Origin of the sequence: Janibacter sp. A1S7 (assembly GCF_037198315.1) — a bacterium.
Classification (GTDB): Bacteria; Actinomycetota; Actinomycetes; order Actinomycetales; family Dermatophilaceae; genus Janibacter; species Janibacter alittae.
Window position 1 is genome coordinate 1,631,998 of record NZ_CP144913.1, and the last position, 20,678, is coordinate 1,652,675.

The 20,678-nt window shown below is 70.5% G+C and carries 20 protein-coding genes; 18 read left to right on the top strand and 2 right to left on the bottom strand.

What is annotated here, in order from left to right; all coding sequences use genetic code 11:
- The first annotated feature begins 1 nt into the window (after position 1).
- The 4 genes from pgsA to V1351_RS07815 are packed head-to-tail and all read left to right on the top strand — an operon-like array spanning position 2 to position 3,304.
- Positions 2–628: a phosphatidylinositol phosphate synthase gene (gene pgsA, locus V1351_RS07800; RefSeq protein WP_338752330.1), complete on the top strand. Its 627-nt coding sequence runs from the start codon at positions 2–4 to the stop codon at positions 626–628.
- Positions 625–1,557: a phosphatidylinositol mannoside acyltransferase gene (locus tag V1351_RS07805; protein WP_338752332.1), complete on the top strand. Its 933-nt coding sequence runs from the start codon at positions 625–627 to the stop codon at positions 1,555–1,557. Before pgsA ends, V1351_RS07805 begins: the two co-directional genes overlap by 4 nt.
- On the top strand, positions 1,554–2,735 hold the full coding sequence (locus tag V1351_RS07810; protein WP_338752334.1) for a glycosyltransferase family 4 protein: 1,182 nt from the start codon (positions 1,554–1,556) through the stop codon (positions 2,733–2,735). The genes V1351_RS07805 and V1351_RS07810 overlap by 4 nt, the downstream gene beginning before the upstream one ends.
- On the top strand, positions 2,732–3,304 hold the full coding sequence (locus tag V1351_RS07815; protein ID WP_338752336.1) for a hypothetical protein: 573 nt from the start codon (positions 2,732–2,734) through the stop codon (positions 3,302–3,304). The genes V1351_RS07810 and V1351_RS07815 overlap by 4 nt, the downstream gene beginning before the upstream one ends.
- Positions 3,305–3,325: 21 nt before the next feature.
- Here V1351_RS07815 and V1351_RS07820 read toward each other — a convergent pair whose 3' ends face one another.
- Positions 3,326–4,663, bottom strand: coding sequence for an aminotransferase class I/II-fold pyridoxal phosphate-dependent enzyme (locus V1351_RS07820; protein ID WP_338752338.1), 1,338 nt, complete (start codon positions 4,661–4,663; stop codon positions 3,326–3,328).
- Between the two features lie 128 nt (positions 4,664–4,791).
- Between V1351_RS07820 and pdxS the strand changes: the two genes are divergently transcribed.
- From pdxS to V1351_RS07875, 11 genes are all read left to right on the top strand, one after another.
- Positions 4,792–5,688, top strand: coding sequence for a pyridoxal 5'-phosphate synthase lyase subunit PdxS (pdxS, locus tag V1351_RS07825; RefSeq protein ID WP_338752340.1), 897 nt, complete (start codon positions 4,792–4,794; stop codon positions 5,686–5,688).
- Complete coding sequence (gene pdxT / locus V1351_RS07830; RefSeq protein WP_338752342.1) at positions 5,685–6,284, top strand: pyridoxal 5'-phosphate synthase glutaminase subunit PdxT; 600 nt, start codon at positions 5,685–5,687, stop codon at positions 6,282–6,284. Before pdxS ends, pdxT begins: the two co-directional genes overlap by 4 nt.
- Before the next feature lie 95 nt (positions 6,285–6,379).
- The gene (locus V1351_RS07835) at positions 6,380–7,138 is read left to right on the top strand and encodes a YebC/PmpR family DNA-binding transcriptional regulator (protein WP_338752344.1); all 759 of its coding nucleotides are present in this window, start codon (positions 6,380–6,382) and stop codon (positions 7,136–7,138) included.
- 112 nt (positions 7,139–7,250) lie between these two features.
- Positions 7,251–7,787 (top strand): crossover junction endodeoxyribonuclease RuvC, encoded by a 537-nt coding sequence (ruvC, locus tag V1351_RS07840; protein WP_338752349.1) that lies wholly within the window; start codon positions 7,251–7,253, stop codon positions 7,785–7,787.
- Entirely contained in the window at positions 7,784–8,383 is a 600-nt protein-coding gene (ruvA, locus tag V1351_RS07845; protein ID WP_338752352.1) for a Holliday junction branch migration protein RuvA, read from the top strand. The genes ruvC and ruvA overlap by 4 nt, the downstream gene beginning before the upstream one ends.
- Complete coding sequence (ruvB, locus tag V1351_RS07850; protein ID WP_338752354.1) at positions 8,380–9,504, top strand: Holliday junction branch migration DNA helicase RuvB; 1,125 nt, start codon at positions 8,380–8,382, stop codon at positions 9,502–9,504. The genes ruvA and ruvB overlap by 4 nt, the downstream gene beginning before the upstream one ends.
- 137 nt (positions 9,505–9,641) lie before the next feature.
- The gene (yajC, locus tag V1351_RS07855; RefSeq protein ID WP_338752356.1) at positions 9,642–9,941 is read left to right on the top strand and encodes a preprotein translocase subunit YajC; all 300 of its coding nucleotides are present in this window, start codon (positions 9,642–9,644) and stop codon (positions 9,939–9,941) included.
- Between the two features lies 1 nt (position 9,942).
- Complete coding sequence (secD, locus tag V1351_RS07860; RefSeq protein ID WP_338752357.1) at positions 9,943–11,886, top strand: protein translocase subunit SecD; 1,944 nt, start codon at positions 9,943–9,945, stop codon at positions 11,884–11,886.
- Positions 11,886–13,115: a protein translocase subunit SecF gene (secF, locus tag V1351_RS07865; RefSeq protein WP_338752359.1), complete on the top strand. Its 1,230-nt coding sequence runs from the start codon at positions 11,886–11,888 to the stop codon at positions 13,113–13,115. Before secD ends, secF begins: the two co-directional genes overlap by 1 nt.
- Positions 13,115–13,642, top strand: a complete 528-nt coding sequence (locus V1351_RS07870; protein WP_338752361.1) for an adenine phosphoribosyltransferase — start codon at positions 13,115–13,117, stop codon at positions 13,640–13,642. Before secF ends, V1351_RS07870 begins: the two co-directional genes overlap by 1 nt.
- 9 nt (positions 13,643–13,651) lie before the next feature.
- Positions 13,652–15,943, top strand: a complete 2,292-nt coding sequence (locus tag V1351_RS07875; protein ID WP_338752363.1) for a RelA/SpoT family protein — start codon at positions 13,652–13,654, stop codon at positions 15,941–15,943.
- A 97-nt stretch (positions 15,944–16,040) separates the two neighbouring features.
- Here V1351_RS07875 and V1351_RS07880 read toward each other — a convergent pair whose 3' ends face one another.
- On the bottom strand, positions 16,041–17,417 hold the full coding sequence (locus tag V1351_RS07880; protein WP_338752364.1) for a DUF349 domain-containing protein: 1,377 nt from the start codon (positions 17,415–17,417) through the stop codon (positions 16,041–16,043).
- 57 nt (positions 17,418–17,474) lie between these two features.
- On the opposite strand from V1351_RS07880, the gene V1351_RS07885 reads away from it, so the two are divergent.
- The 3 genes from V1351_RS07885 (at position 17,475) to V1351_RS07895 (ending at position 20,618) form a co-directional block, all read left to right on the top strand.
- Positions 17,475–18,176, top strand: a complete 702-nt coding sequence (locus V1351_RS07885) for an MBL fold metallo-hydrolase (protein ID WP_338752366.1) — start codon at positions 17,475–17,477, stop codon at positions 18,174–18,176.
- Entirely contained in the window at positions 18,176–19,534 is a 1,359-nt protein-coding gene (gene hisS, locus V1351_RS07890; RefSeq protein ID WP_338752368.1) for a histidine--tRNA ligase, read from the top strand. Before V1351_RS07885 ends, hisS begins: the two co-directional genes overlap by 1 nt.
- 172 nt (positions 19,535–19,706) lie before the next feature.
- Positions 19,707–20,618: a site-specific tyrosine recombinase XerD gene (locus V1351_RS07895; protein WP_338752482.1), complete on the top strand. Its 912-nt coding sequence runs from the start codon at positions 19,707–19,709 to the stop codon at positions 20,616–20,618.
- The last annotated feature ends 60 nt before the right edge of the window (positions 20,619–20,678 follow it).

Below are 20,678 nucleotides of genomic sequence, written 5' to 3' on the forward strand. Positions count from 1 at the left end.
GATGCTGAATCGATACGCGCGCGCGACCTTCACCCGGATCCTCACCCCCGTGGCGAAGCTGCTGCTGCGCCTGGGCATCAGCCCCGATGTCGTCACCGTCATCGGTACGCTCGGCGTCTCGCTCGGTGCCCTGATCTTCTTCCCCCGGGGTGAGCTGCTCATCGGGGTCCTCGTCATCACGGCGTTCGTCTTCTCCGACACGGTCGACGGGATCATGGCCCGCGAGCAGGAGCGCTCGGGCGACTGGGGTGCCTTCCTCGACTCGACTCTGGACCGGATGGGTGACGCAGCGATCTTCGCCGGCTTGGCCATCTGGTTCTTCCAGGGCGGTGACGACCGGATCATGGCCTGGCTCGCCCTGGCCTGCCTCGTGCTGGGCAGCCTGGTCTCCTACGCCCGCGCCCGCGCCGAGGGCCTGGGCATGCGCGCCGACGTGGGCATCGCCGAGCGAGCGGACCGTCTCGTGGCCGCACTGGTGACGACGGGGCTGGTCGGCATGGGCCTTCCCGAGGTCGTGCTCAAGGTCGTCCTCGCGGTCCTGGCCGTCGCCAGTCTGGCCACCGTCATCCAGCGGATCCTCTGCGTGCGCCAGCAGGCCCGGGCGGCGACGTCGGCCGCGACCTCGTGACCGGCCTGCGGGAGCGGTTGACCCTCCTGGGTTTCCTGCTGGCATGGCGGGTGCTCCGCCTGGTCCCGGCCCGGCTGGCCTACCGACTCTTCGACGTCGTCGCGGACCGCACCACCGCCGCGGACGGCACCTCGGTCCGTCGGCTGCGGTCCAACTACGCCCGGGTCCGTCCCGACCTGCCCGCGGACGAGCTGCAGGCCATGACGGCGCAGGGTGTCCGCGCAGCCCTGCGCTACTACGTGGAGGCCTTCCGCCTCCCGTCGGTCCGCGGCGACGACGTCGACCGCCTCGTGCGCTGGGAGGGGGCGATGCCACAGCTGAAGGCCGAGCTGAGTTCCGGACGGCCGGTGCTCTGCTTCCTCGGGCACACCGGCAACTGGGACCTGGCCGGGGTCTGGTGCGCCCGACACCTGGGGCCGGTGGTCACGGTCGCCGAACGGCTCGAGCCGGAGGAGATGTTCCGCGCCTTCCTCGACTACCGGGAGGGTCTGGGCATGCGGATCCTGCCGGCGCAGAAGGGCACCTTCGACGCCCTGCGCGCCCAGCTCGACACCGGCGAGCCGGTCGTCATGCCGCTGCTGGCGGACCGGGACCTGTCGGCCACGGGGGTCGAGGTCCAGCTGTGCGGCCACACCGCCCGGATGGCCGCGGGGCCGGCAGCCCTCGCCGTCGAGAGCGGCTACCGCCTCCACCCCGTCACGCTGCGCCACGAGCGCGTTGGTCGGGACTGGGGGATGGTCATCACGGTCCACGCCGCCGTCGACGTCCCGCCGCCGGGGACACCGGAGGCGGTCCAGCAGGTGACCCAGTCGTGCGCCGACGCCTTCGGTGCCGCCATCTCGGAGCACACCCCGGACTGGCACATGATGCAGCGTGTCTTCGTCGAGGACCTCGAGGCCGGTACCGATGACCTGCGGAGCGCAGCATGAGGATCGGCCTGGTCAGTCCGTACTCCTTCGATGTGCCCGGGGGAGTGCAGTTCCACATCCGTGACCTGGCCGAGTACCTTCAGAAGGCCGGGCACCACGCCAGCGTGCTCGCGCCGGCGGACGAGGGCACCGAGCTGCCCGACCACGTCGTACCAGCGGGTCGGGCCGTACCGATCCGCTACAACGGATCGACTGCGCGCCTGCTCTTCGGTCCGGTGGCGGCGGCGAAGGTCGGCCGCTGGCTCGAGGACGGCGACTTCGACCTCCTGCACATCCACGAACCCCTCGCGCCGAGCCTGTCGATGCTCGCCCTCTGGGCTGCAGACGTCCCGGTCGTCGCGACCTTCCACACCTCGAACGTGCGCTCACGCGTCATGCAGGCGGCCTCCCCCCTGCTGCGCCCCTCGCTGGAGAAGATCCACGCTCGGATCGCCGTCTCCGAGGACGCGCGGCGCACCGTGACCACGCACCTCGGCGGCGATGCCGTCGTCATCCCCAACGGCGTCAACACATCGGCGTTCGCGCGGGCCGACCGACGACCGCAGTGGAGCGGTGCACCGGGGCGACCGACCGTGGTCTTCCTCGGGCGCATCGACGAGCCGCGCAAGGGCCTGCTCGTCCTCGCCGAGGCGATGCCCCGGATCCTCCAGGCCATCCCGGGTGCCCGTCTGCTCGTGGTCGGGCCGGGGGGAGCACAGGCTGCGCGGGCACGACTTCCGGAGCGGGTCGCCGAGGCCACCGAGTTCCTCGGGGCACTCTCGGACGTGGACAAGGCGAGTGTCCTCGCCTCGGCCGACCTGTACGTCGCTCCGCACACCGGTGGCGAGAGCTTCGGGATCGTGCTCGTCGAGGCCATGGCCGCCGGCGCCCCGGTGCTCGCCAGTGATCTCGCGGCCTTCCAGCGTGTCCTCGACGGCGGGCGGACCGGCATGGCAGGGGCTACCTTCGCGACCGGTCGTCCCGTCGACCTGGCCGACCAGGCGGTGGATCTGCTGAGCGACTCGGACCGTCGGGGTGCGCTCAGCGATCTCGGGCGTGAGCGGGCCGCGGTCTTCGACTGGGACGTCGTGGCCGAGGAGATCCTTGCCGTGTACGAGACCGTCGTCGATGCCGGATCACCGCGCCGGGCAGTCGCCCGTCTGCGGCCCGGCCGGGGCCACGCGGGAGGAGCCGGATGACCATCCTGCTGTGGGTCGCCGTCGTCGCCGGCGTGCTGCTGCTCCTCGCCTGGTACCTGTCCTACAGTGCCGCCCGTCTGGATCGACTCCACGCGAAGGTCGAGGGCGCCCTGTCCGCCCTCGACGCCCAGGTCGTGCGCCGGGCGGAAGCCACCCTCGAGCTCGCCAACAGCGGCGCTCTGGACCCCGCGACCGCGTTGCTGCTCGTCGGGGCGGCGAGCGGATCGCTGGAGCGGACCAACGAGCACACCTTCGCGGGTGACCCGCTCGAGGGGCAGCACTTCGCGGGCCGCGAAGGGGTCGAGAGTGAGCTGACCGAGGTGATCCACGCGGCGTTGCCGCCGGAGGTGATCGCGGACGTCGAGGCGGCCGGGGGCCCCGGCGCTGCTGCCCTGGGGCGATTGCGAGCGGCCGGCCTGCGCGTGCAGCTGGCCCGCCGGTTCCACAACAACGCGGTCACGGAGGTGCAGCGGGTCCGTGCCAAGCCCGTCGTGCGCGCTTTCCGTCTGGCCGGCCACGCGGCGCTGCCGCAGACCGTGGAGTTCGACGACAGCGTGCCCGGGAGCTGACTCTGCTGGACGACGTCCCGCTCAGCGTCTGCCGAGGGCGGAGTCGGCGAGGTCTGCGGCGAGCGCCGCCGCGTCCTCCTCGTCCAGGTCGTGCACGGTCAGCCTCAGGTGGTGGGAGGGCTCATCGGCCCGCTCGAGCCGGAACTCGTCGCCGGTGCGCACCAGCCAGCCGCGTCGCGTGAGCCGATCGGCGACCTCCCGTGCCGCGAGTGGCACGGTGACCCACAGGCTCATCCCGTCGCCCGCCTCGGCCGGCAGACCCCGGGCCGTGAGGAGGTCGGCGAATGCGGTGTTGCGTTCGGCGTAGTGCGCACCCGCCTGCTCGATCAGCGCCAGGGCGGACGGGTCGCTCATGACCGCGTGGGTGATTCGCTGCAGCAGATGGCTGACCCAGGTGGTGCCCGGCCGCAGGCGCATTCCCAGACGCGCCGCGGTATCCGCATCGGAGGCCATCACCGCCAGGCACATGTCCGGACCGGCGAACTTCGAGACCGAGCGCACCAGGGCCCACCGCTGGTGGTCGGGGCCGATGATCGAGTGGAAGGGTCGGCGGGAGAGGTAGGAGAAGTAGTCGTCCTGGACCACGAGCACGTACGGGTGGTCGGCAAGGACCTCCCTCAGCGCCGCTGCGCGGCGGGTGCTCAGCGACGCACCGGTGGGGTTCTGCGCCCGGGGGGTGCTCACGACGGCCCGGACACCCTGGTCGAGGGCACCGCGCAGGCCCTCGACCGTCATGCCCTCGGCGTCGACGGGCACCGGCACGGCGCGATACCCGCCGAGCCGGGCGAGGTGGATGCTCGCCAGGAAGCACGGGTCCTCGAGAGCGACGGTGTCGTCCCGCAACAGGGCCTGGGCCAGGAGCCGCTCGACGGCGTCGACTGCACCACTGGTGAGGGTCAGGTGCAGGTCCTGCGCCTGCGCGGGGACGTCGGGCGCGAACCAGTCCCGGGCCCATGCCTTGAGGTCGGGATCGATCACGGGGTCGCCGTAGAGCACCGGCCGCCGCCCGGCGGCGGTCGCGAGCGCAGGTCCCAGATCGGGGATCCAGCGGGGATCAGGGTTGCCGTTGCCGACGTCGCGCAGGGCCCCGGCATCAGCGAAGCCCTCCTGCGGGACGCGGGGGCGCTGCGTGACCCGGGTGCCGGCCCGACCCTGCGACACGACGACCCCGGATCGGGCCAACGTGCGGTAGGCGGCGACGGCCGTGTTCCGGTTGACGCCGAGCTGCTCGGCCAGCGCCCGGACCGGCGGCAGCGACTGTCCGGGGGAGAGGTGGCCGCGCTCGACGAGTCCGCGCACGCTGTCGGCGATCTCCGCCGCCGTACCGCCGATGATCCGTGTCGCTGCCTCAGTACCCACGCGCCCGAGTCTAGGTGGCCGCAGCCGCTCCACGGGCGCCGACGACGGTTTGACCTGTGCCGTGCTATTTTATGGCCTAGATCAATCAATCGGGGCCGTTCGCACGCGGCCGGGACGAGGAGCGAGTCATGGGTACTGACACCACCGGGACCGGAACGGCACGGGTCAAGCGAGGTATGGCCGAGATGCTCAAGGGCGGGGTGATCATGGACGTGGTGACCCCCGAGCAGGCGAAGATCGCCGAGGATGCCGGCGCGGTCGCCGTCATGGCGCTCGAGCGCGTGCCCGCAGACATCCGCGCCCAGGGCGGCGTGTCCCGGATGAGCGACCCGGAGATGATCGATGGCATCGTCAACACCGTCTCCATCCCCGTGATGGCCAAGGCCCGGATCGGCCACTTCGTCGAGGCGCAGGTGCTGCAGTCGCTCGGTGTCGACTACATCGACGAGTCCGAGGTGCTCACCCCGGCCGACTACACCAACCACATCGACAAGTGGAACTTCACCGTCCCCTTCGTCTGCGGTGCGACCAACCTCGGGGAGGCCCTGCGCCGGATCACCGAGGGTGCGGCGATGATCCGGTCGAAGGGAGAAGCCGGCACGGGGGATGTCTCCAATGCCACGACCCACATGCGCTCGATCCGTCAGCAGATCCGTCGCCTGCACAGCCTCGCCGAAGACGAGCTGTACGTCGCCGCGAAGGAGCTGCAGGCCCCCTTCGACCTGGTCAAGGAGGTCGCGACCCACGGCAGGCTGCCCGTCGTGCTCTTCACCGCAGGTGGGATCGCGACCCCCGCGGACGCCGCGATGATGATGCAGCTCGGTGCCGAGGGCGTCTTCGTCGGGTCGGGCATCTTCAAGTCCGGCAACCCTGCCGAGCGTGCGCGGGCGATCGTCAGGGCGACGACGTTCCACGACGACCCGGACACCCTCGCGGCCGTCTCCCGTGGTCTGGGCGGGGCCATGGTCGGCATCAACGTCGACGAGATCCCGCAGCCGCACCGGCTCGCCGAGCGCGGCTGGTGACCGCACCCGTCATCGGTGTCCTCGGCCTCCAGGGAGACGTGCGGGAGCATCGGGCGGCCCTCGAGTCGTCGGGAGCGACCAGTACGGTCGTGCGCCGCCCCGAGGAGCTCGCACAGGTGGACGCTCTCGTGATCCCCGGCGGCGAGTCGACGACCATCGACATGCTGACCCGCGTCGTCGGGCTGCGCGACCCCCTTCGCTCCCGGATCGCCGGCGGGATGCCGGTGTACGGCAGCTGCGCCGGGATGATCCTGCTGGCCGACCGTGTCCTCGACGGGCACCCGGACCAGCAGACCCTCGCAGGCCTGGACGTCACCGTGCGCCGCAATGCCTTCGGTCGGCAGGTCGACTCCCACGAGGGCGACCTCGAGGTTCGTGGGGTGGGCGGCGGCCCGGTGCGGGCGGTCTTCATCCGCGCCCCGTGGGTCGAGGAGTGGGGTGATGGCGTGGAGGTGCTCGCCGCGGTCGAGGCGAAGGGGGAGTCCCGCCCGGTCGTCGTGCGCCAGGGTGCCCTGCTCGCGACCAGCTTCCACCCCGAGGTCACCGGGGACCACCGGCTGCACCGGCTCTTCGTCGGGATGGTCACGGCGGCCTGACCCGCGTCGGCCGGGCGGACAGGTCCGGGCCGTGGCCATCCTGAGCGTATTATCGACGATCGGACCCATCCACCAGCCACACCGAGGAGACCTACGTGTCCGGCCACTCCAAGTGGGCAACCACGAAGCACAAGAAGGCGGCGATCGACGCCAAGCGCGGCAAGCTCTTCGCCAAGCTGATCAAGTACATCGAGGTGGCTGCCCGCACGGGCGGCGGTGACCCGGCCGGCAACCCGACGCTCTACGACGCCATCCAGAAGGCGAAGAAGAACTCCGTCCCCAACGACAACATCGACCGCGCGGTCAAGCGTGGTTCGGGGGCCGAGGCCGGTGGCTCCCACTGGGAGGCCATCACCTACGAGGGCTACGCCCCGGGTGGGGTCGCCGTGCTCATCGAGTGCCTCACCGACAACAAGAACCGGGCTGCCACCGAGGTGCGTACCGCGCTCAGCCGCAACGGTGGCAACCTCGCCGACCCGAACTCCGTGGCCTATCTCTTCAACCGTCGCGGCGTCGTGATGGTCCCCAAGGCCGAGAGGACGGACGAGGAGCTGCTCGAGATCGTCCTCGAGGCCGGCGCCGAGGAGATCAACGACTACGGCGAGTCCTGGCAGATCGTCTCCGAGGCGACGAACTTCGTCGATGTGCGCACCGCGCTGCAGGAGGCGGACGTCGACTACGACTCCGCCGAGGCCGTCTTCCTGCCGAGCATGGTGGTCCCGCTCGACCTCGACGGGGCGAAGAAGATGATCCGGGTCGTCGAGGCCCTCGAGGACAGCGACGACGTGCAGAACGTCTACACCAACGGGGACATCCCCGACGAGGTCCTCGAGCAGCTGGACGCCGAGGAGTGACCGGCGTGTCGGCGGCCGCCGTGCGGCCGCCGACACGTAGTCTTCGACTAGAACAGGTGTTCTAAGCGGCATCGTCGCGTGGCGAGCCGCCGTCGGATCGAGGAGGGTGCACGTGCGCGTGCTCGGCGTGGACCCGGGACTGACCCGGTGCGGCCTCGGGGTCGTCGACGGTGCGGCCCGTGCCCTGCGCATGGTTGCCGTCGGCGTCGTGCGCACCAGTGCGCAGCGCTCTCCCGGGGACCGCCTCGCCTACATCCAGGACCAGCTGGACTCGTGGCTGGACCAGTTCGACCCCGACGCGATCGCGCTGGAGCGGGTCTACGCGGCCGACCACGTGCCCACCGTGATGACCACCGCGCAGGTGAGCGGTCTCGTCCTGCTCGCCGGGGCGCGCCGCGGCCTGCCGGTCGCGCTCCACACCCCGACCGAGGTCAAGGCCGCGGTCACCGGGACGGGGCGCGCGGACAAGGCCCAGGTGACCACGATGGTCACGCGCATCCTCACCCTCGACGAGGCGCCCCGGCCGGCGGACGCAGCCGATGCCCTCGCCCTGGCGATCTGCCACCAGTGGCGGGGTGCCGGTCAGGCTCGACGGGAACTGGCAGCCGCCGGCGAACGCGCTCGTCAGCGAGCGGTGGGCGCCCGATGATCGCCTCTGTCCGCGGGATCGCCGGTCACGTCGGGCTGGACCGGATCGTGGTCGACGTCCACGGCGTCGGCCTGCTGGTGCACACACCGCCGGCGGTGGCCGCCGGTTGCCGTCACGGCTGCGAGGTGGAGCTGTCGACGAGCATGGTCGTGCGCGAGGACTCGATGACTCTCTACGGCTTCTCAGCCGCGGGGGAGCGAGACACCTTCGAGCTGGCCCAGACCGTCACCGGGGTCGGGCCACGCGTGGCCATGGCCCTGCTCTCCGTACTCAGCCCCGAGGAGCTGGCGGCCGCCGTGACCGCTGACGACATCGCGACCCTGACGAAGGTGCCGGGAATCGGCAGGAAGGGCGCGGAGCGGATCGCCCTCGAGCTGCGCGGCAAGCTGCCCGAGGTCCCGGGTGCGACCGCGGCGAGGACACCGGCTGCTGCCGGCGGATGGCACGACCAGGTCACCGGGGCCCTCGTCGGACTCGGCTACTCGAGCAGGCAGGCCGCGGACGCGGTCGACAGGGTCTCGCGCGAGGGCGGAGACGAGGGGCCCGCCGAGGTGTCCACGGCACTCAAGGCGGCCCTGCAGGTGCTCGCGCGATGAACGACGGCTTCAGCTCCGAGATCCGGGTGGCCGAGGACGACCACCGGTCGGGCGACGGCTCCTACGACGCGACCGCCAGGATCGTCGATGCCGGGAGCACGGACGACGACGGGGTCGTCGAGGCCGCCCTGAGGCCCAGGCGGCTCGCCGACTTCCCCGGACAGCCGAAGGTGCGCGACCAGCTCGGTCTCGTCCTCGAGGCCGCCCGCCGTCGTGGCGCGCCCCCGGACCACGTCCTGCTCTCCGGTCCACCCGGGCTGGGCAAGACCACACTGGCGATGATCGTCGCCGCCGAGCTCGAGCAGCCCATCAGGGTGACCTCGGGGCCGGCGATCCAGCATGCCGGTGACCTGGCCTCCGTCCTGTCCTCCCTGACCGAGGGAGAGGTGCTCTTCTTCGACGAGATCCACCGCATGTCGCGTCCCGCCGAGGAGATGCTCTACCTGGCGATGGAGGACTTCCGGGTGGACGTCATCGTCGGCAAGGGTCCGGGCGCCACCGCCATCCCGCTGGAGCTGCCTCCCTTCACCGTCGTGGGTGCGACCACCCGGGCCGGGCTGCTGCCGGCGCCCCTGCGTGACCGGTTCGGCTTCACCGGCCACCTCGACTTCTACGAGGACGCCGATCTGGAGACGATCCTGGCCCGCAGCGCGGGGCTGCTGGAGGTCGAGTCGGACCCGGATGCGCTGGCCGAGATCGCCCGACGCTCCCGCGGGACCCCGCGGGTGGCCAACCGGCTGCTGCGACGGGTGCGCGACTGGGCCCAGGTCCACGGCACCGGTCGGGTGGGCCTCGACGCGGCACATCGCGCGCTGGCCCTCTTCGACGTCGACGACATCGGGCTCGACCGACTCGATCGGGCCGTCCTGGACGCCCTGTGCCGTCGCTTCGGTGGGGGGCCGGTCGGCTTGTCCACGCTCGCGGTCTCCGTCGGGGAGGAGACGGACACCGTGGAGACCGTGGCCGAGCCCTACCTGGTGCGACAGGGCTACATCGTGCGCAGCCCCCGTGGGCGCCTGGCCACGCCCGCGGCCTGGCAGCATCTCGACCTGAGCCCTCCGGCGGGGGCGCAGACCCCCCTTCCGCTCTCCGGCGAGACCGACGCCGGCCGCCTCGGATGACACCACGCGGAACCCCGTCACCGGCCTACCCGTTGGTCACGGCGATGGCCTGATTAGACTCGGCCATTGGCTCGGGGGCTCCCGGGCCACTGTGACGTCGACCTGACCGATCGGTCCCGACCCAGGAAGTCCCACTCATGAACGAAGGCTCGCAGACCGCCAGCCTGCTCCTGCTCATCCTCCCGCTGCTGCTCATCGGCTTCATGCTCTACTCCGCGAGGAAGCGGCAGCGCACCATGGCGCAGTTCTCCGCATCCCTGCAGGTGGGGGACGAGGTCTTCACGACGTCGGGCATCCTCGGCCGGATCACCGACCTCGACGAGGACCGGGTTCGTCTCGAGGTGGCCCCGGGGACGGTCCTCACCCTCGACCGTCGTGCGATCGGGATGAAGGCCGAGACCGGCACCCAGGCGTCGACCGACGACGGGCAGGACTGACGTGGAGGCTCGCCGCAGCAAGGACGCTGCCCGCAAGGACAAGGCCGCCCGCACACTGATCTGGCTCTTCGTGGGCATCCTCGTGCTCGTCGGAGCGCTCGGCTACGGCGTGGCCAAGCACAGCGCGACGTGGGCCCCCCGACTGGGCCTGGACCTGGCCGGCGGCACCCAGATCATCCTCGAACCGAGGGTGGAGGGCGGCGAGGTCTCGGCGGAGCAGCTGGCCCAGGCGCGCGACATCATCGTCCAGCGCATCGACTCCCAGGGCACCGCCGGCGCCGAGGTGACCACGCAGGGTGACACGAACATCGTGGTCGCCGTGCCGGGCTCCCTGACGGAGGAGCAGGAGCAGGCCATCTCCGCCTCGTCGCAGATGCAGTTCCGTCCGGTCCTGGCCACCGCCATCGGCAGCACGAAGGCCGCCGAGCCGACCCCGTCGGGCACCGAGTCACCAACGCCCGGGACGGGCGAGGGCGCGACGTCCGACGAGGAGAAGGCATCCGACGGGAAGACCTCCGAGTCGCCGTCCTCCGACGAGAAGACCTCCGAGTCGCCGTCCCCCGACGAGAAGACCTCCGAGTCGCCGTCCTCCGACGGCGGCGCGCAGTCCGTGGAGACGACCGCCGAGCCGACGCCGTCCTCGGACGACCCCACGCAGTCGTCCACCTCGGGCGAGACGGACCCGGGCCAGGGCGCGACGCCCTCGACGAGCGGGGGCGAGCCGGCTGAGGACCCCGCTGCCGGGATCGACTGGACCCCGTCCGGCGAGCCGACGGGTCCGATGGACCCCAACCACGTGTCGACCGAGCTGTGGAACACCTTCCAGGAGCTCGACTGCTCGGAGCCGCCGGCCCAGGCGCCCGTGGCGACGAAGGACCCCATCGTGGCCTGCTCGCAGGACGGTGCGCTGAAGTACGTGCTGGGGCCCGTGGTCGTCCCCGGCAAGGACATCGCCGATGCCGAGGCCGGCTACCAGGTCAGCCCGCAGGGCGCCCAGACCAACAACCCGGAGATCTCGCTGACGCTCACCAGCGACGGCCGGGAGAAGTACAAGCAGGTCTCCCAGGAGATGGTCGGCATGCAGCCGCTCAACTCGGCATCGCCGGTCAACCCCCCGGGGTCGTACAACGCCCTGGCGGCCGTGCTCGACTCGCAGGTCCTCATCGCGCCGGGCTTCAACGAGGCCATCCCGAGCGGACGTGCGAGCATCACGGGGTTCGACATCGAGGAGGCGCGCAGCCTCGCGCAGTCACTGAAGTTCGGCGCGCTCCCGATCTCCTTCGACCTGCAGACCCGCCAGGAGATCAGCCCCACGTTGGGCTCCGACCAGCTGCGCTTCGGCATCATGGCCGGCATCATCGGCCTCTTCATCGTGCTGCTGTACGCGCTCGTGCAGTACCGCGCCCTGTCGATCGTCGTGGTCGGTTCCATGGTCGTCGCCTTCGGGATCACCTACCTGGCCATCGCCCTGTTGTCGTGGGGGTACAACTATCGGCTCGACATGGCAGGGGTGACGGGCCTGATCATCGCCATCGGTGTCACCGCGGACAGCTTCATCGTCTACTTCGAGAGAGTCAGGGACGAGCTGCGTGAGGGGCGCAACCTGCGCGCCGCGGTCGAGGCGGGTTGGGCCCGGGCCAAGGGCACCATCCTCGTCGCGGACGGCGTCAACTTCATCGCGGCGGTCGTCCTGTACGTCCTCGCCAGCTCCGGGGTGCGTGGCTTCGCCTTCACCCTGGGCCTGACGACGCTGATCGACCTGGCGATCTTCTGGCTCTTCACCCACCCGATGCTCACGATCCTCGCGAGGAACACCTTCTTCGCCTCCGGCCACCCGTGGTCCGGCTTCGACGTGAACACGCTGCGGGAGGCCAAGCTGCGCTATCGAGGACGTGGCCAGGTCGACATCGACCCGGCCGTCCGCCCGACAGGAGGGAACGCCTGATGAGTCGCTTGGCGGACTGGGGCAACGACCTCTACACGGGTGCCCGATCGTTCAACTTCGTCGGCCGGTCCAAGACCTGGTACAAGGTCTCGGTCGTGATCATGGTGGTCGCCGCCCTCGGCTTCGTCGTGCGACCGTTGAACTTCTCCCTGGAGTTCACGGGTGGGTCGGAGTTCCGGGTGGCCACCCAGCAGACGCCCGGTGACTACGAGTCCCGCGCGACCGATGCAGTCCGTGAGGTCGCCGGCAACGCGGCGTCCGCGAACGTGTCCACGGTCGGCGGGGACACCGTGCGCGTCCAGACCGAGGAACTGGCGGCCGACCAGGTCCGCGACGTCAGCGACGCACTGGCCGCGTCCTTCGACGTGGATGCCAACCAGATCAGCTCGAACCTCATCGGCCCCTCGTGGGGCGCGTCGGTGAGCAAGCAGGCACTTCGGGCCCTGGTGGTCTTCCTGCTGCTGACGACGCTGATGATGACGCTGTACTACCGCAACTGGAAGATGGCCGTCTCGTCGATGGTGGCTCTCGCCCACGACATGCTGATCACGGTCGGCATCTACACCTGGGTCGGCTTCGAGGTGTCCCCGGCGACGCTGATCGGCTTCCTCACCGTCCTGGGCTACTCCCTCTACGACACGGTCGTCGTCTTCGACCACGTCAAGGAGAACACCCGTGCGGCGTTCTCCAACCGGCGCAAGAGCTTCGCCGAGGCAGCCAACCTGGCCGTGAACCAGACCCTCGTGCGCTCGATCAACACCACGGTCATCGCCGTTCTGCCGATCATCGCGGTACTCGTCATCGGGTTCGCCTACTTGGGCCCCGGTACGCTGCTCGACCTCTCGCTCGCCCTCTTCATCGGCATGTCGGTGGGTGCGTTGTCCTCGATCTTCATCGCCACGCCCCTGCTCGTCGACCTGCGGCGCAAGGACCCCGAGGTGGTCCGGCTCGCCGAGGACGCCGAGAAGTTCCAGGCCCGCACGAGGCGGGAGCAGGAGCGGACCGCGACCACGGGGCCGCAGTTCGCGCCGGTCTCCGCTGCGTCGGGCCCGGCCACGGCGGCGAAGGGGGATTCGGCCGCCTCACCGCCCTCGACCGTCGGCGGTGTTGCCGCGCCGGCCGAGGGCGAGGCGCAGACGGTCACCGGACGCAAGGTGCATAAGTACGCCCAGTCGGCAGGACCGCGCAACCAGCCGAAGAAGACGCCCCGCAAGCGGCGGCGCGGCTGATGGGCGGGTCCCTGGCCGAACGGATCCTCGCGACCATGCGCGATGTCGAGGACTTCCCGCAGCCGGGGGTGACCTTCAAGGACATCACCCCCGTCCTGGCGGACGGCGATCTGCTCGCCGAGGCGGTCCGAGCGCACGCGGACCCGTACCGGGACCGGGTCGATCTCGTCGCAGGGCTCGAGGCACGCGGATTCATCTTCGGCGCTGCGGTCGCCCTGCACCTGGGTGTTGGCTTCCTGCCGGTGCGCAAGGCGGGCAAGCTGCCCGGCCCGACGCTGGGTGTCGACTACGACCTGGAGTACGGCAGCGCGCGGGTCGAGTTGCATGCCGAGGACCTTCCCGAGGGCGCTCGGGTGCTCGTCGTCGACGACGTCCTCGCGACCGGGGGCACGGCAGCCGCAGGCTGTCGGCTCATCGAGCTGTGCGGAGGACGTGTGGTCGCGGTTGAGGTGCTGACGGAGATCGCAGCGCTCGACGGACGAACACTTCTCGAGGGGTACACCGTGCGGAGCCTGGTGACCGTCTAGGCTCTCTGCATGAGTGAGCGCAACACGAGTACCGGCGGGTTCTCCCCGCGGTCACTGGCGCGCGCCTCCCTGGCCCGGATCGGCGGCGGCCGGGCAGCCACTCCCGGGGTGCTCGACCCGCTGCTGACGATCGTGCGGCAGAGCCACCCCAAGGCCGACCTGTCGATCATCGAGCGGGCGTACGACGTCGCCGAGGAGAAGCACCGCGGGCAGCGACGCAAGAGCGGCGACCCCTACATCACGCACCCACTCGCCGTGACGACCATCCTGGCCGAGCTGGGTATGACCCCGCTGACGCTCGCCGCGGCGCTGCTCCACGACACGGTCGAGGACACCGACTACGGCCTCGACGACCTCGAGGAGGAGTTCGGGGCAGAGGTGGCCAAGCTCGTCGACGGCGTGACCAAGCTGGACAAGGTCACCTACGGCGAGAGCGCGCAGGCCGAGACCGTGCGCAAGATGATCGTCGCGATGGCCCGGGACATCCGGGTACTCGTGATCAAGCTCGCCGACCGACTGCACAACGCCCGCACCTGGCGGTACGTGTCAGCGCAGTCGGCTCAGCGCAAGGCGCAGGAGACGCTCGAGATCTACGCGCCGCTGGCGCACCGCCTGGGGATGAACACCATCAAGTGGGAGCTGGAGGACCTGTCCTTCGCAACCCTGTACCCCAAGGTCTACGAGGAGATCGTGCGCCTGGTCGCCGAGCGGGCACCCGCCCGGGAGGAGTACCTCGCCACCGTCCGGTCCCAGGTCGTGCTGGACCTTCGTGAGGCCAGGATCAAGGCGACCGTCACGGGTCGACCGAAGCACTACTACTCCGTGTACCAGAAGATGATCGTCGGTGGTCGGGAGTTCGGCGAGATCTACGACCTCGTGGCGGTGCGTGTCCTCGTCGACACGGTCCGGGACTGCTACGCGGCGCTCGGTGCGCTGCACGCCCGGTGGAACCCCCTTCCCGGGAGGTTCAAGGACTACATCTCGTTGCCGAAGTTCAACATGTACCAGTCGCTGCACACGACCGTCATCGGTCCGCAGGGCAAGCCGGTCGAGATCCAGATCCGGACCCACCAGATGCACCGCCGCGCCGAGTACGGCGTCGCGGCGCACTGGAAGTACAAGGACCGGGCGAGCCCCGACAGCGGCCACGTCGATGACGGGCAGGTCGGGGAGATGGCCTGGCTGCGCCAGCTGCTGGACTGGCAGCGCGAGACGGCCGACCCCAGTGAGTTCCTGGACTCACTGCGCTACGAGATCAGCACGAACGAGGTCTACGCCTTCACCCCCAAGGGGCAGGTCATCGCCCTGCCCGCCGGTTCCACGGCCGTGGACTTCGCCTACGCGGTGCACACCGAGGTCGGCCACCGGTGCATCGGTGCGCGGGTCAACGGCCGACTGGTGCCGCTGGACTCGGCGCTGGACAACGGCGACGCGGTGGAGGTGCTCACCTCCAAGGCCGAGGGCGCCGGTCCCTCGCGGGACTGGCTGAACTTCGTGCGTTCGGCGCGGGCCCGCAACAAGATCAAGCAGTGGTTCACCAAGGAGCGCCGGGAGGAGATGGTCGACTCCGGCAAGGAGGCCATCGCCAAGGCCGTGCGCAAGCAGAACGTGCCGCTGCAGCGGATCCTGTCGGTGGAGAGCCTGACCGCCGTCGCGAGCGAACTGCGGCGCCAGGACGTCGACGGTCTCTACGCCGCGGTCGGGGAGGGGCACGTCTCCGCCCAGCACGTGGTGTCACGGCTGATCGCGGCCGCCGGCGGTGAGGACGGAGCCACCGAGGACCTGGCCGAGGGCACGTTGCCCGGGCCGACCCGTCATCGACGCAGTGACGCTGACCCGGGCGTCGTCGTCAAGGGTGTCGACGACATGTGGGTCAAGCTCGCCAAGTGCTGCACGCCGGTCCCCGGCGACGACATCATGGGCTTCATCACCCGCGGCAACGGTGTATCCGTGCACCGCACCGACTGCACGAATGCCAAGTCGCTGCAGAAGGAACCGGAGCGGTTCATCGAGGTCGAGTGGGCCCCGAGCAGCTCGAGCCTCTTCCTCGTGCAGGTCCAGGTGGAGGCCCTGGACCGCTCCGCGCTGCTCTCCGACGTCACCAGGGTGCTGTCCGAGTCGGGCGTGAACATCCTCTCCGCCGCCGTGCACACCTCCCGCAACCGCGTGGCGATCCTGCGCTTCACCTTCGAGATGGGTGACACCGGACACCTGAGCCACGTCATCCAGCAGGTGAAGCGCACCGAGTCGGTCTTCGACGCCTTCCGCATCACCGGCGGTCAGCTGCCCAGCAAGGACTGACCCGCCTGCGGCGCGCCACGGCGCCAAGTCATGGCGGGAGCCCCGAGACCGACCGTGTCGTGGTCCCGGGGCTCCCCGTGACGGTTGGGTGTGGAGGTCAGCCGCCGAACTCGTCCAGGCCCTTGCGGGCCTGGTCCAGCCACATCCGCTGCGCGTCGATCTGCTCACGCAGCCTGGCGGCACGGGAGGAATCGCCCTTCGCCTCGGCCCTGGCCAGGTCGTCCTCGAGGTCGGTGACCTTCGAGTCGAGCTGGGCGACCATCGAGGCGGCCCTGGCGGACTTCTCGGGGTTGACCGAGGACCACTTCTTGTCCTCGGCCTCGCGCACGGTCTGCTCGACCCGGCGCATTCCCTTCTCCATGCGGTCGATGTCGCTCCGCGGCACCTTGCCTGCGGCCTCCCAGCGCTCCTGGATGTCTCGCAGGGCGGCCTTGGCCTTCTCCAGATCCTTGATGGGCAGGAGTGCCTCCGCCTCGGCGAGGATGCCCTCCTTGACCTCGAGGTTGCCCCGGAAGGACTCGTCCTCCTTGGCCGCCTCGGCGTCCTTCGCGTTGAAGAAGGTGTCCTGGGCGGTCCGGAATCTCTCCCAGAGCCGGTCGTCGTCGGCACGACCCGCGCGGCCGGTCCGGCGCCACTGGTCCATCAGGCGCTTGTAGGCGCCCGCGGTGGCGTTCCAGTCGGTCGAGGAGGACATGCGCTCAGCCTCGACGACCAGCTCCTCCTTCTTCGCCTTGATCTCGCCACGGGACTGCTCGAGCTTGGCGAAGTGGGCCCGGCGCGCCTTGTCGAAGCCGTTGCGAGCCTTGGAGAAGCGTTGCCAGAGCGGCCCCTCGACATCCTTGTCCAGCCGGACCTTGCCCCGCTGGTGCGCCTTCCACTCATCGAGCAACTCACGCATCCGCGCCGTGGACTGCTTCCACTGGACCTTCTCCACCGGCTGTGCGGCGATCTTCTCCGCCTCGGCGACGATGACCTCGCGCTCTGCCGCGGCCACCTTCTTCGCAGCGGCCCGCTCGGTGGCCTCGTGGCGACGCTTCTCGGCCAGGCCCGTGTCGACCTCGGCGATGAGGGCGGCCAGAGCCGGTAGGTCACCGACCACATTGGGCTTGTCCGCGTGCTCGTGCAGCGACTTCAGGCCGTCGGCGACCTCCTTGGCGGTGACCTCGGGGGAATCGAGGCGCTGACGCAGCAGACGTGCGGAGGCGAAGAGCTCGTCGTACTTGCGGGCGAAGTAGTGCAGGGCCTCGTCCGGTGAGGCGCCGGGGTAGGAGCCGACCTCTCGTTCCTCCTCACCGTCACGGACGAAGACCCGTCCTTCCTCGTCGGCCCGGCCGAAGGCCGCGGAGGCACTGTGGTCGTCCGTGACGCCCTGGATCTCGGGGGCCGGGGTCACGGTCGGTCGGGTCGGGGCCAGCTTGGCCAGGGCTGCTGGCGATGGCGCCGTGGGGCGCGGTGCATCTGTCTCGTCGCTCACCCCCCCGAGGCTACCCATTCGCGCGCCGGATGAGTGGCCCCACGTAGGGTTTGGTCCGTGCTCACCATCTCCTTCCCGGCGCAGGCCTTCGGAACGAACTGCTATGTCCTCGCGGACGGACCCGGCGAGGAGTGCCTCGTCGTCGACCCCGGTATCGGGATCGAGGAGACCCTGCGCGAGGTGCTCACGACACACCGCCTCAAGCCGGCTGCGGTACTGCTGACCCACGGCCACGTCGACCACGTCTACTCGGTCACCCCGGTGTGTGGCGGAGAACTCGCCGCCTACATCCACTCCGACGACCGCTACCGCCTCGTGGACCCACTGGGCAGCTCATCGCTGGGGGAGCAGCTGACCGGGATGCTCGAGCAGCAGTTCGGTACGAAGGCGACCTGGCGCGAGCCCGAGCACGTCGTCGAGATCACCGACAGCCAGACCGTCTCGGTGGCGGGCATCGACCTGGAGGTCCTCCACGCGCCGGGCCACACCGAGGGATCGGTGATGTTCTCCCTCCCCGGGCTGCCCGAAGGGATCCCCGACGAGGCCGAGGTCGACCGCACCCTGATCACCGGTGACGTGCTCTTCGCCGGGTCGATCGGCCGGACGGACCTGCCCGGCGGGTCGGCGGAGGCCATGCAGCGCTCCCTTCGCGATGTCGTCCATCCGCGGCCCGACTCCAGCCTCGTCCTGCCCGGCCACGGCCCGGCGACGACGCTCGCGCGAGAGAAGGCGACCAACCCGCACCTGCAAGGACTGTGATGAGCAACCCCCGACCGACGAAGGTCACCCCCCTCTCCGGGTTCCCGGAGTACCTGCCCGAGCAGCGGATCATCGAGCAGCACTTCCTCGACGTCATCCGGGCCACCTTCGAGCTGCACGGATTCCCATCGATCGAGACCCGCTCGGTCGAGCCCGTGGAACGACTGCTCGGCAAGGGCGGTGACGCCGACAAGGAGATCTACGGCATCCACCGACTCGCCGACGGCGGCGGGGCCGAAGGGCACGGCGAGACCGAGCTCGGGCTGCACTTCGACCTGACCGTTCCCTTCGCCCGCTACGTGGTGGAGAACGCGGGACGGTTGACCTTTCCCTTCCGGCGTCACCAGATCCAGAAGGTCTGGCGCGGCGAGCGTCCCCAGGAGGGGCGCTACCGCGAGTTCACCCAGTGCGACATCGACGTCGTCGACGTGGGGGATCTCGCGCCCCACTTCGAGGCCGAGATGCCGCTGGTCATGGCCGAGGTCTTCGCCGGGCTGCCCATCCCCGAGATGATCATCCAGGTCAACAACCGCAAGATCCCCGAGGGCTTCTACCGTGGTCTGGGGATCGACGACGTGGCGGGCACCCTGCGCATCGTCGACAAGCTGGACAAGATCGGTCCGGACACGGTCGCAGGCCTGCTCGTCGAGGCCGGGAACACGCCCGAGCAGGCACGGGCCTGCCTCGACCTGGCGGCGATCCGCACGCCGGACACCTCCTTCGTCGAGCGTGTCCGCGACCTCGGCGTGGAGCACCCGGTCCTCGACGAGGGCCTCGCGGCGCTGTCGGCCGTCATCGAGACCGGCGCCGCAGCCGCGCCCGGCGCGATGGTCGCCGACCTGCGCATCGCGCGAGGACTCGACTACTACACCGGCACGGTCTACGAGACCCAGCTCGTCGGGTACGAGTCGTGGGGCTCGTTCTGCTCCGGCGGCCGCTACGACGAGCTCGCCAGCGACGGCAAGAACACCTACCCGGGCGTCGGCATCTCCATCGGCCTCTCCCGACTGCTCGGCCTGCTGATCGGCAAGGGGCTGGTCGGCGCCAGCCGCAGGTCGCCGAGCGCGGTCCTCGTGGCCGTGACGGACGAAGGGAGTCGGCCCGCCTCGGTGGCGGTGGCCACCGCACTGCGGTCCCGGGGCATCCCGTGCGAGGTGGCGCCGGCCGCAGCGAAGTTCGGCAAGCAGATTCGCTTCGCTGAGCGCCGGGGCATCCCGTTCGTGTGGTTCCCGGGGGCGGGGGAGTCCGGTGACCAGGTCAAGGACATCCGCTCGGGCGAGCAGGTCGATGCGCAGGCGTCCACCTGGCAGTGCCCGCAGGAGGACCTGCGTCCGCAGGTCGAGCGACTGGGGGAGTGACCGGGTCGGAGCAGGCGATTGTTGCGATCCGGACACGACCATGGTCTCCGTCACACCCGCGACCTAAACTCCCGGTCGTGGCTTCGCCACCCGTGGGCACAATGGGGTGTCCACGGCTCAACGACGCCACCGTCTCTGCGGAAGGGAAGCGCTGTCCGTGAGCACGACCCCCATGGAGCGGGCCGTGCGGACCTGGCTGACGCAGCTGGACGTCGAGCGAGGAGTCTCCGCCCACACCCTGACGGCCTACACCCGCGACTCACGCCGCTACCTCGACCACCTGGCCGCGCGGGGCGTCACCGCGCCGGACCAGGTCACCGAGGCGCACGTCGCCGGCTTCCTCGCCTCCCTGCGCACCGGTGATCAGGACCATCCACCACTGGCGGCCAGCTCGGCGGCCCGTTCGCTCACCGCCGTGCGCGGACTGCACAAGTTCCTCGTGCTCGAGGGGGAGACCACGCACGACCCGGCCGGGGAGGTCACCCCACCGACGCCGCCTTCGCGCCTGCCGAAGGCCATCAGCGTGGCGGAGGTGACGAGCCTGCTCGACGCGGCCGGCGTCGGTGACGGGGCGTTGCCGCTGCGTGACCGTGCCCTGCTCGAGGTGCTGTACGGGACGGGAGCGCGCATCTCCGAGGCCGTCGGCCTCGACGTGGACGACCTCGATCTCGAGGCGGGGGCGGCGCGACTTCTCGGCAAGGGCGGCAAGGAGCGGATCGTTCCGCTCGGCTCCTACGCCTGCGACGCCGTGGACGGTTGGCTGGTGCGCGGCCGGCCGGCACTGGGCGCGAAGGGGAGGGCCGGACCCGCGCTCTTCGTCAACCAGCGAGGGGCTCGCCTCTCCCGGCAGAGCGCGTGGGCGGTCATCACGGGCGCGGCCGAGCGCGCCGGCCTGACCGGCCACGTCTCACCGCACACGCTCCGGCACTCCTTCGCGACCCACCTGCTGGAGGGCGGCGCCGATGTGCGGGTGGTCCAGGAACTGCTCGGGCACGCCTCCGTGACGACCACGCAGATCTACACGATGGTGACCGTCCAGCAGCTGCGTGAGGTCTACGCGCAGAGTCACCCCCGTGCGCGCTGATAGTGTCATCGCTGATCAGCGAGACGCTGAACGCACGCGAGACGCGATGGAGTGATCCGA

Bases quoted from the DNA above. Each gene is read 5' to 3' on its own strand.
- pgsA (WP_338752330.1), top strand. From the start codon at position 2: ATGCTGAATCGATACGCGCGCGCGACCTTCACCCGGATCCTCACCCCC.
- V1351_RS07810 (WP_338752334.1), top strand. From the start codon at position 1,554: ATGAGGATCGGCCTGGTCAGTCCGTACTCCTTCGATGTGCCCGGGGGA.
- V1351_RS07815 (WP_338752336.1), top strand. From the start codon at position 2,732: ATGACCATCCTGCTGTGGGTCGCCGTCGTCGCCGGCGTGCTGCTGCTC.
- pdxS (WP_338752340.1), top strand. From the start codon at position 4,792: ATGGGTACTGACACCACCGGGACCGGAACGGCACGGGTCAAGCGAGGT.
- ruvA (WP_338752352.1), top strand. From the start codon at position 7,784: ATGATCGCCTCTGTCCGCGGGATCGCCGGTCACGTCGGGCTGGACCGG.
- ruvB (WP_338752354.1), top strand. From the start codon at position 8,380: ATGAACGACGGCTTCAGCTCCGAGATCCGGGTGGCCGAGGACGACCAC.
- yajC (WP_338752356.1), top strand. From the start codon at position 9,642: ATGAACGAAGGCTCGCAGACCGCCAGCCTGCTCCTGCTCATCCTCCCG.
- secF (WP_338752359.1), top strand. From the start codon at position 11,886: ATGAGTCGCTTGGCGGACTGGGGCAACGACCTCTACACGGGTGCCCGA.
- V1351_RS07870 (WP_338752361.1), top strand. From the start codon at position 13,115: ATGGGCGGGTCCCTGGCCGAACGGATCCTCGCGACCATGCGCGATGTC.
- V1351_RS07875 (WP_338752363.1), top strand. From the start codon at position 13,652: ATGAGTGAGCGCAACACGAGTACCGGCGGGTTCTCCCCGCGGTCACTG.
- hisS (WP_338752368.1), top strand. From the start codon at position 18,176: ATGAGCAACCCCCGACCGACGAAGGTCACCCCCCTCTCCGGGTTCCCG.
- V1351_RS07895 (WP_338752482.1), top strand. From the start codon at position 19,707: ATGGAGCGGGCCGTGCGGACCTGGCTGACGCAGCTGGACGTCGAGCGA.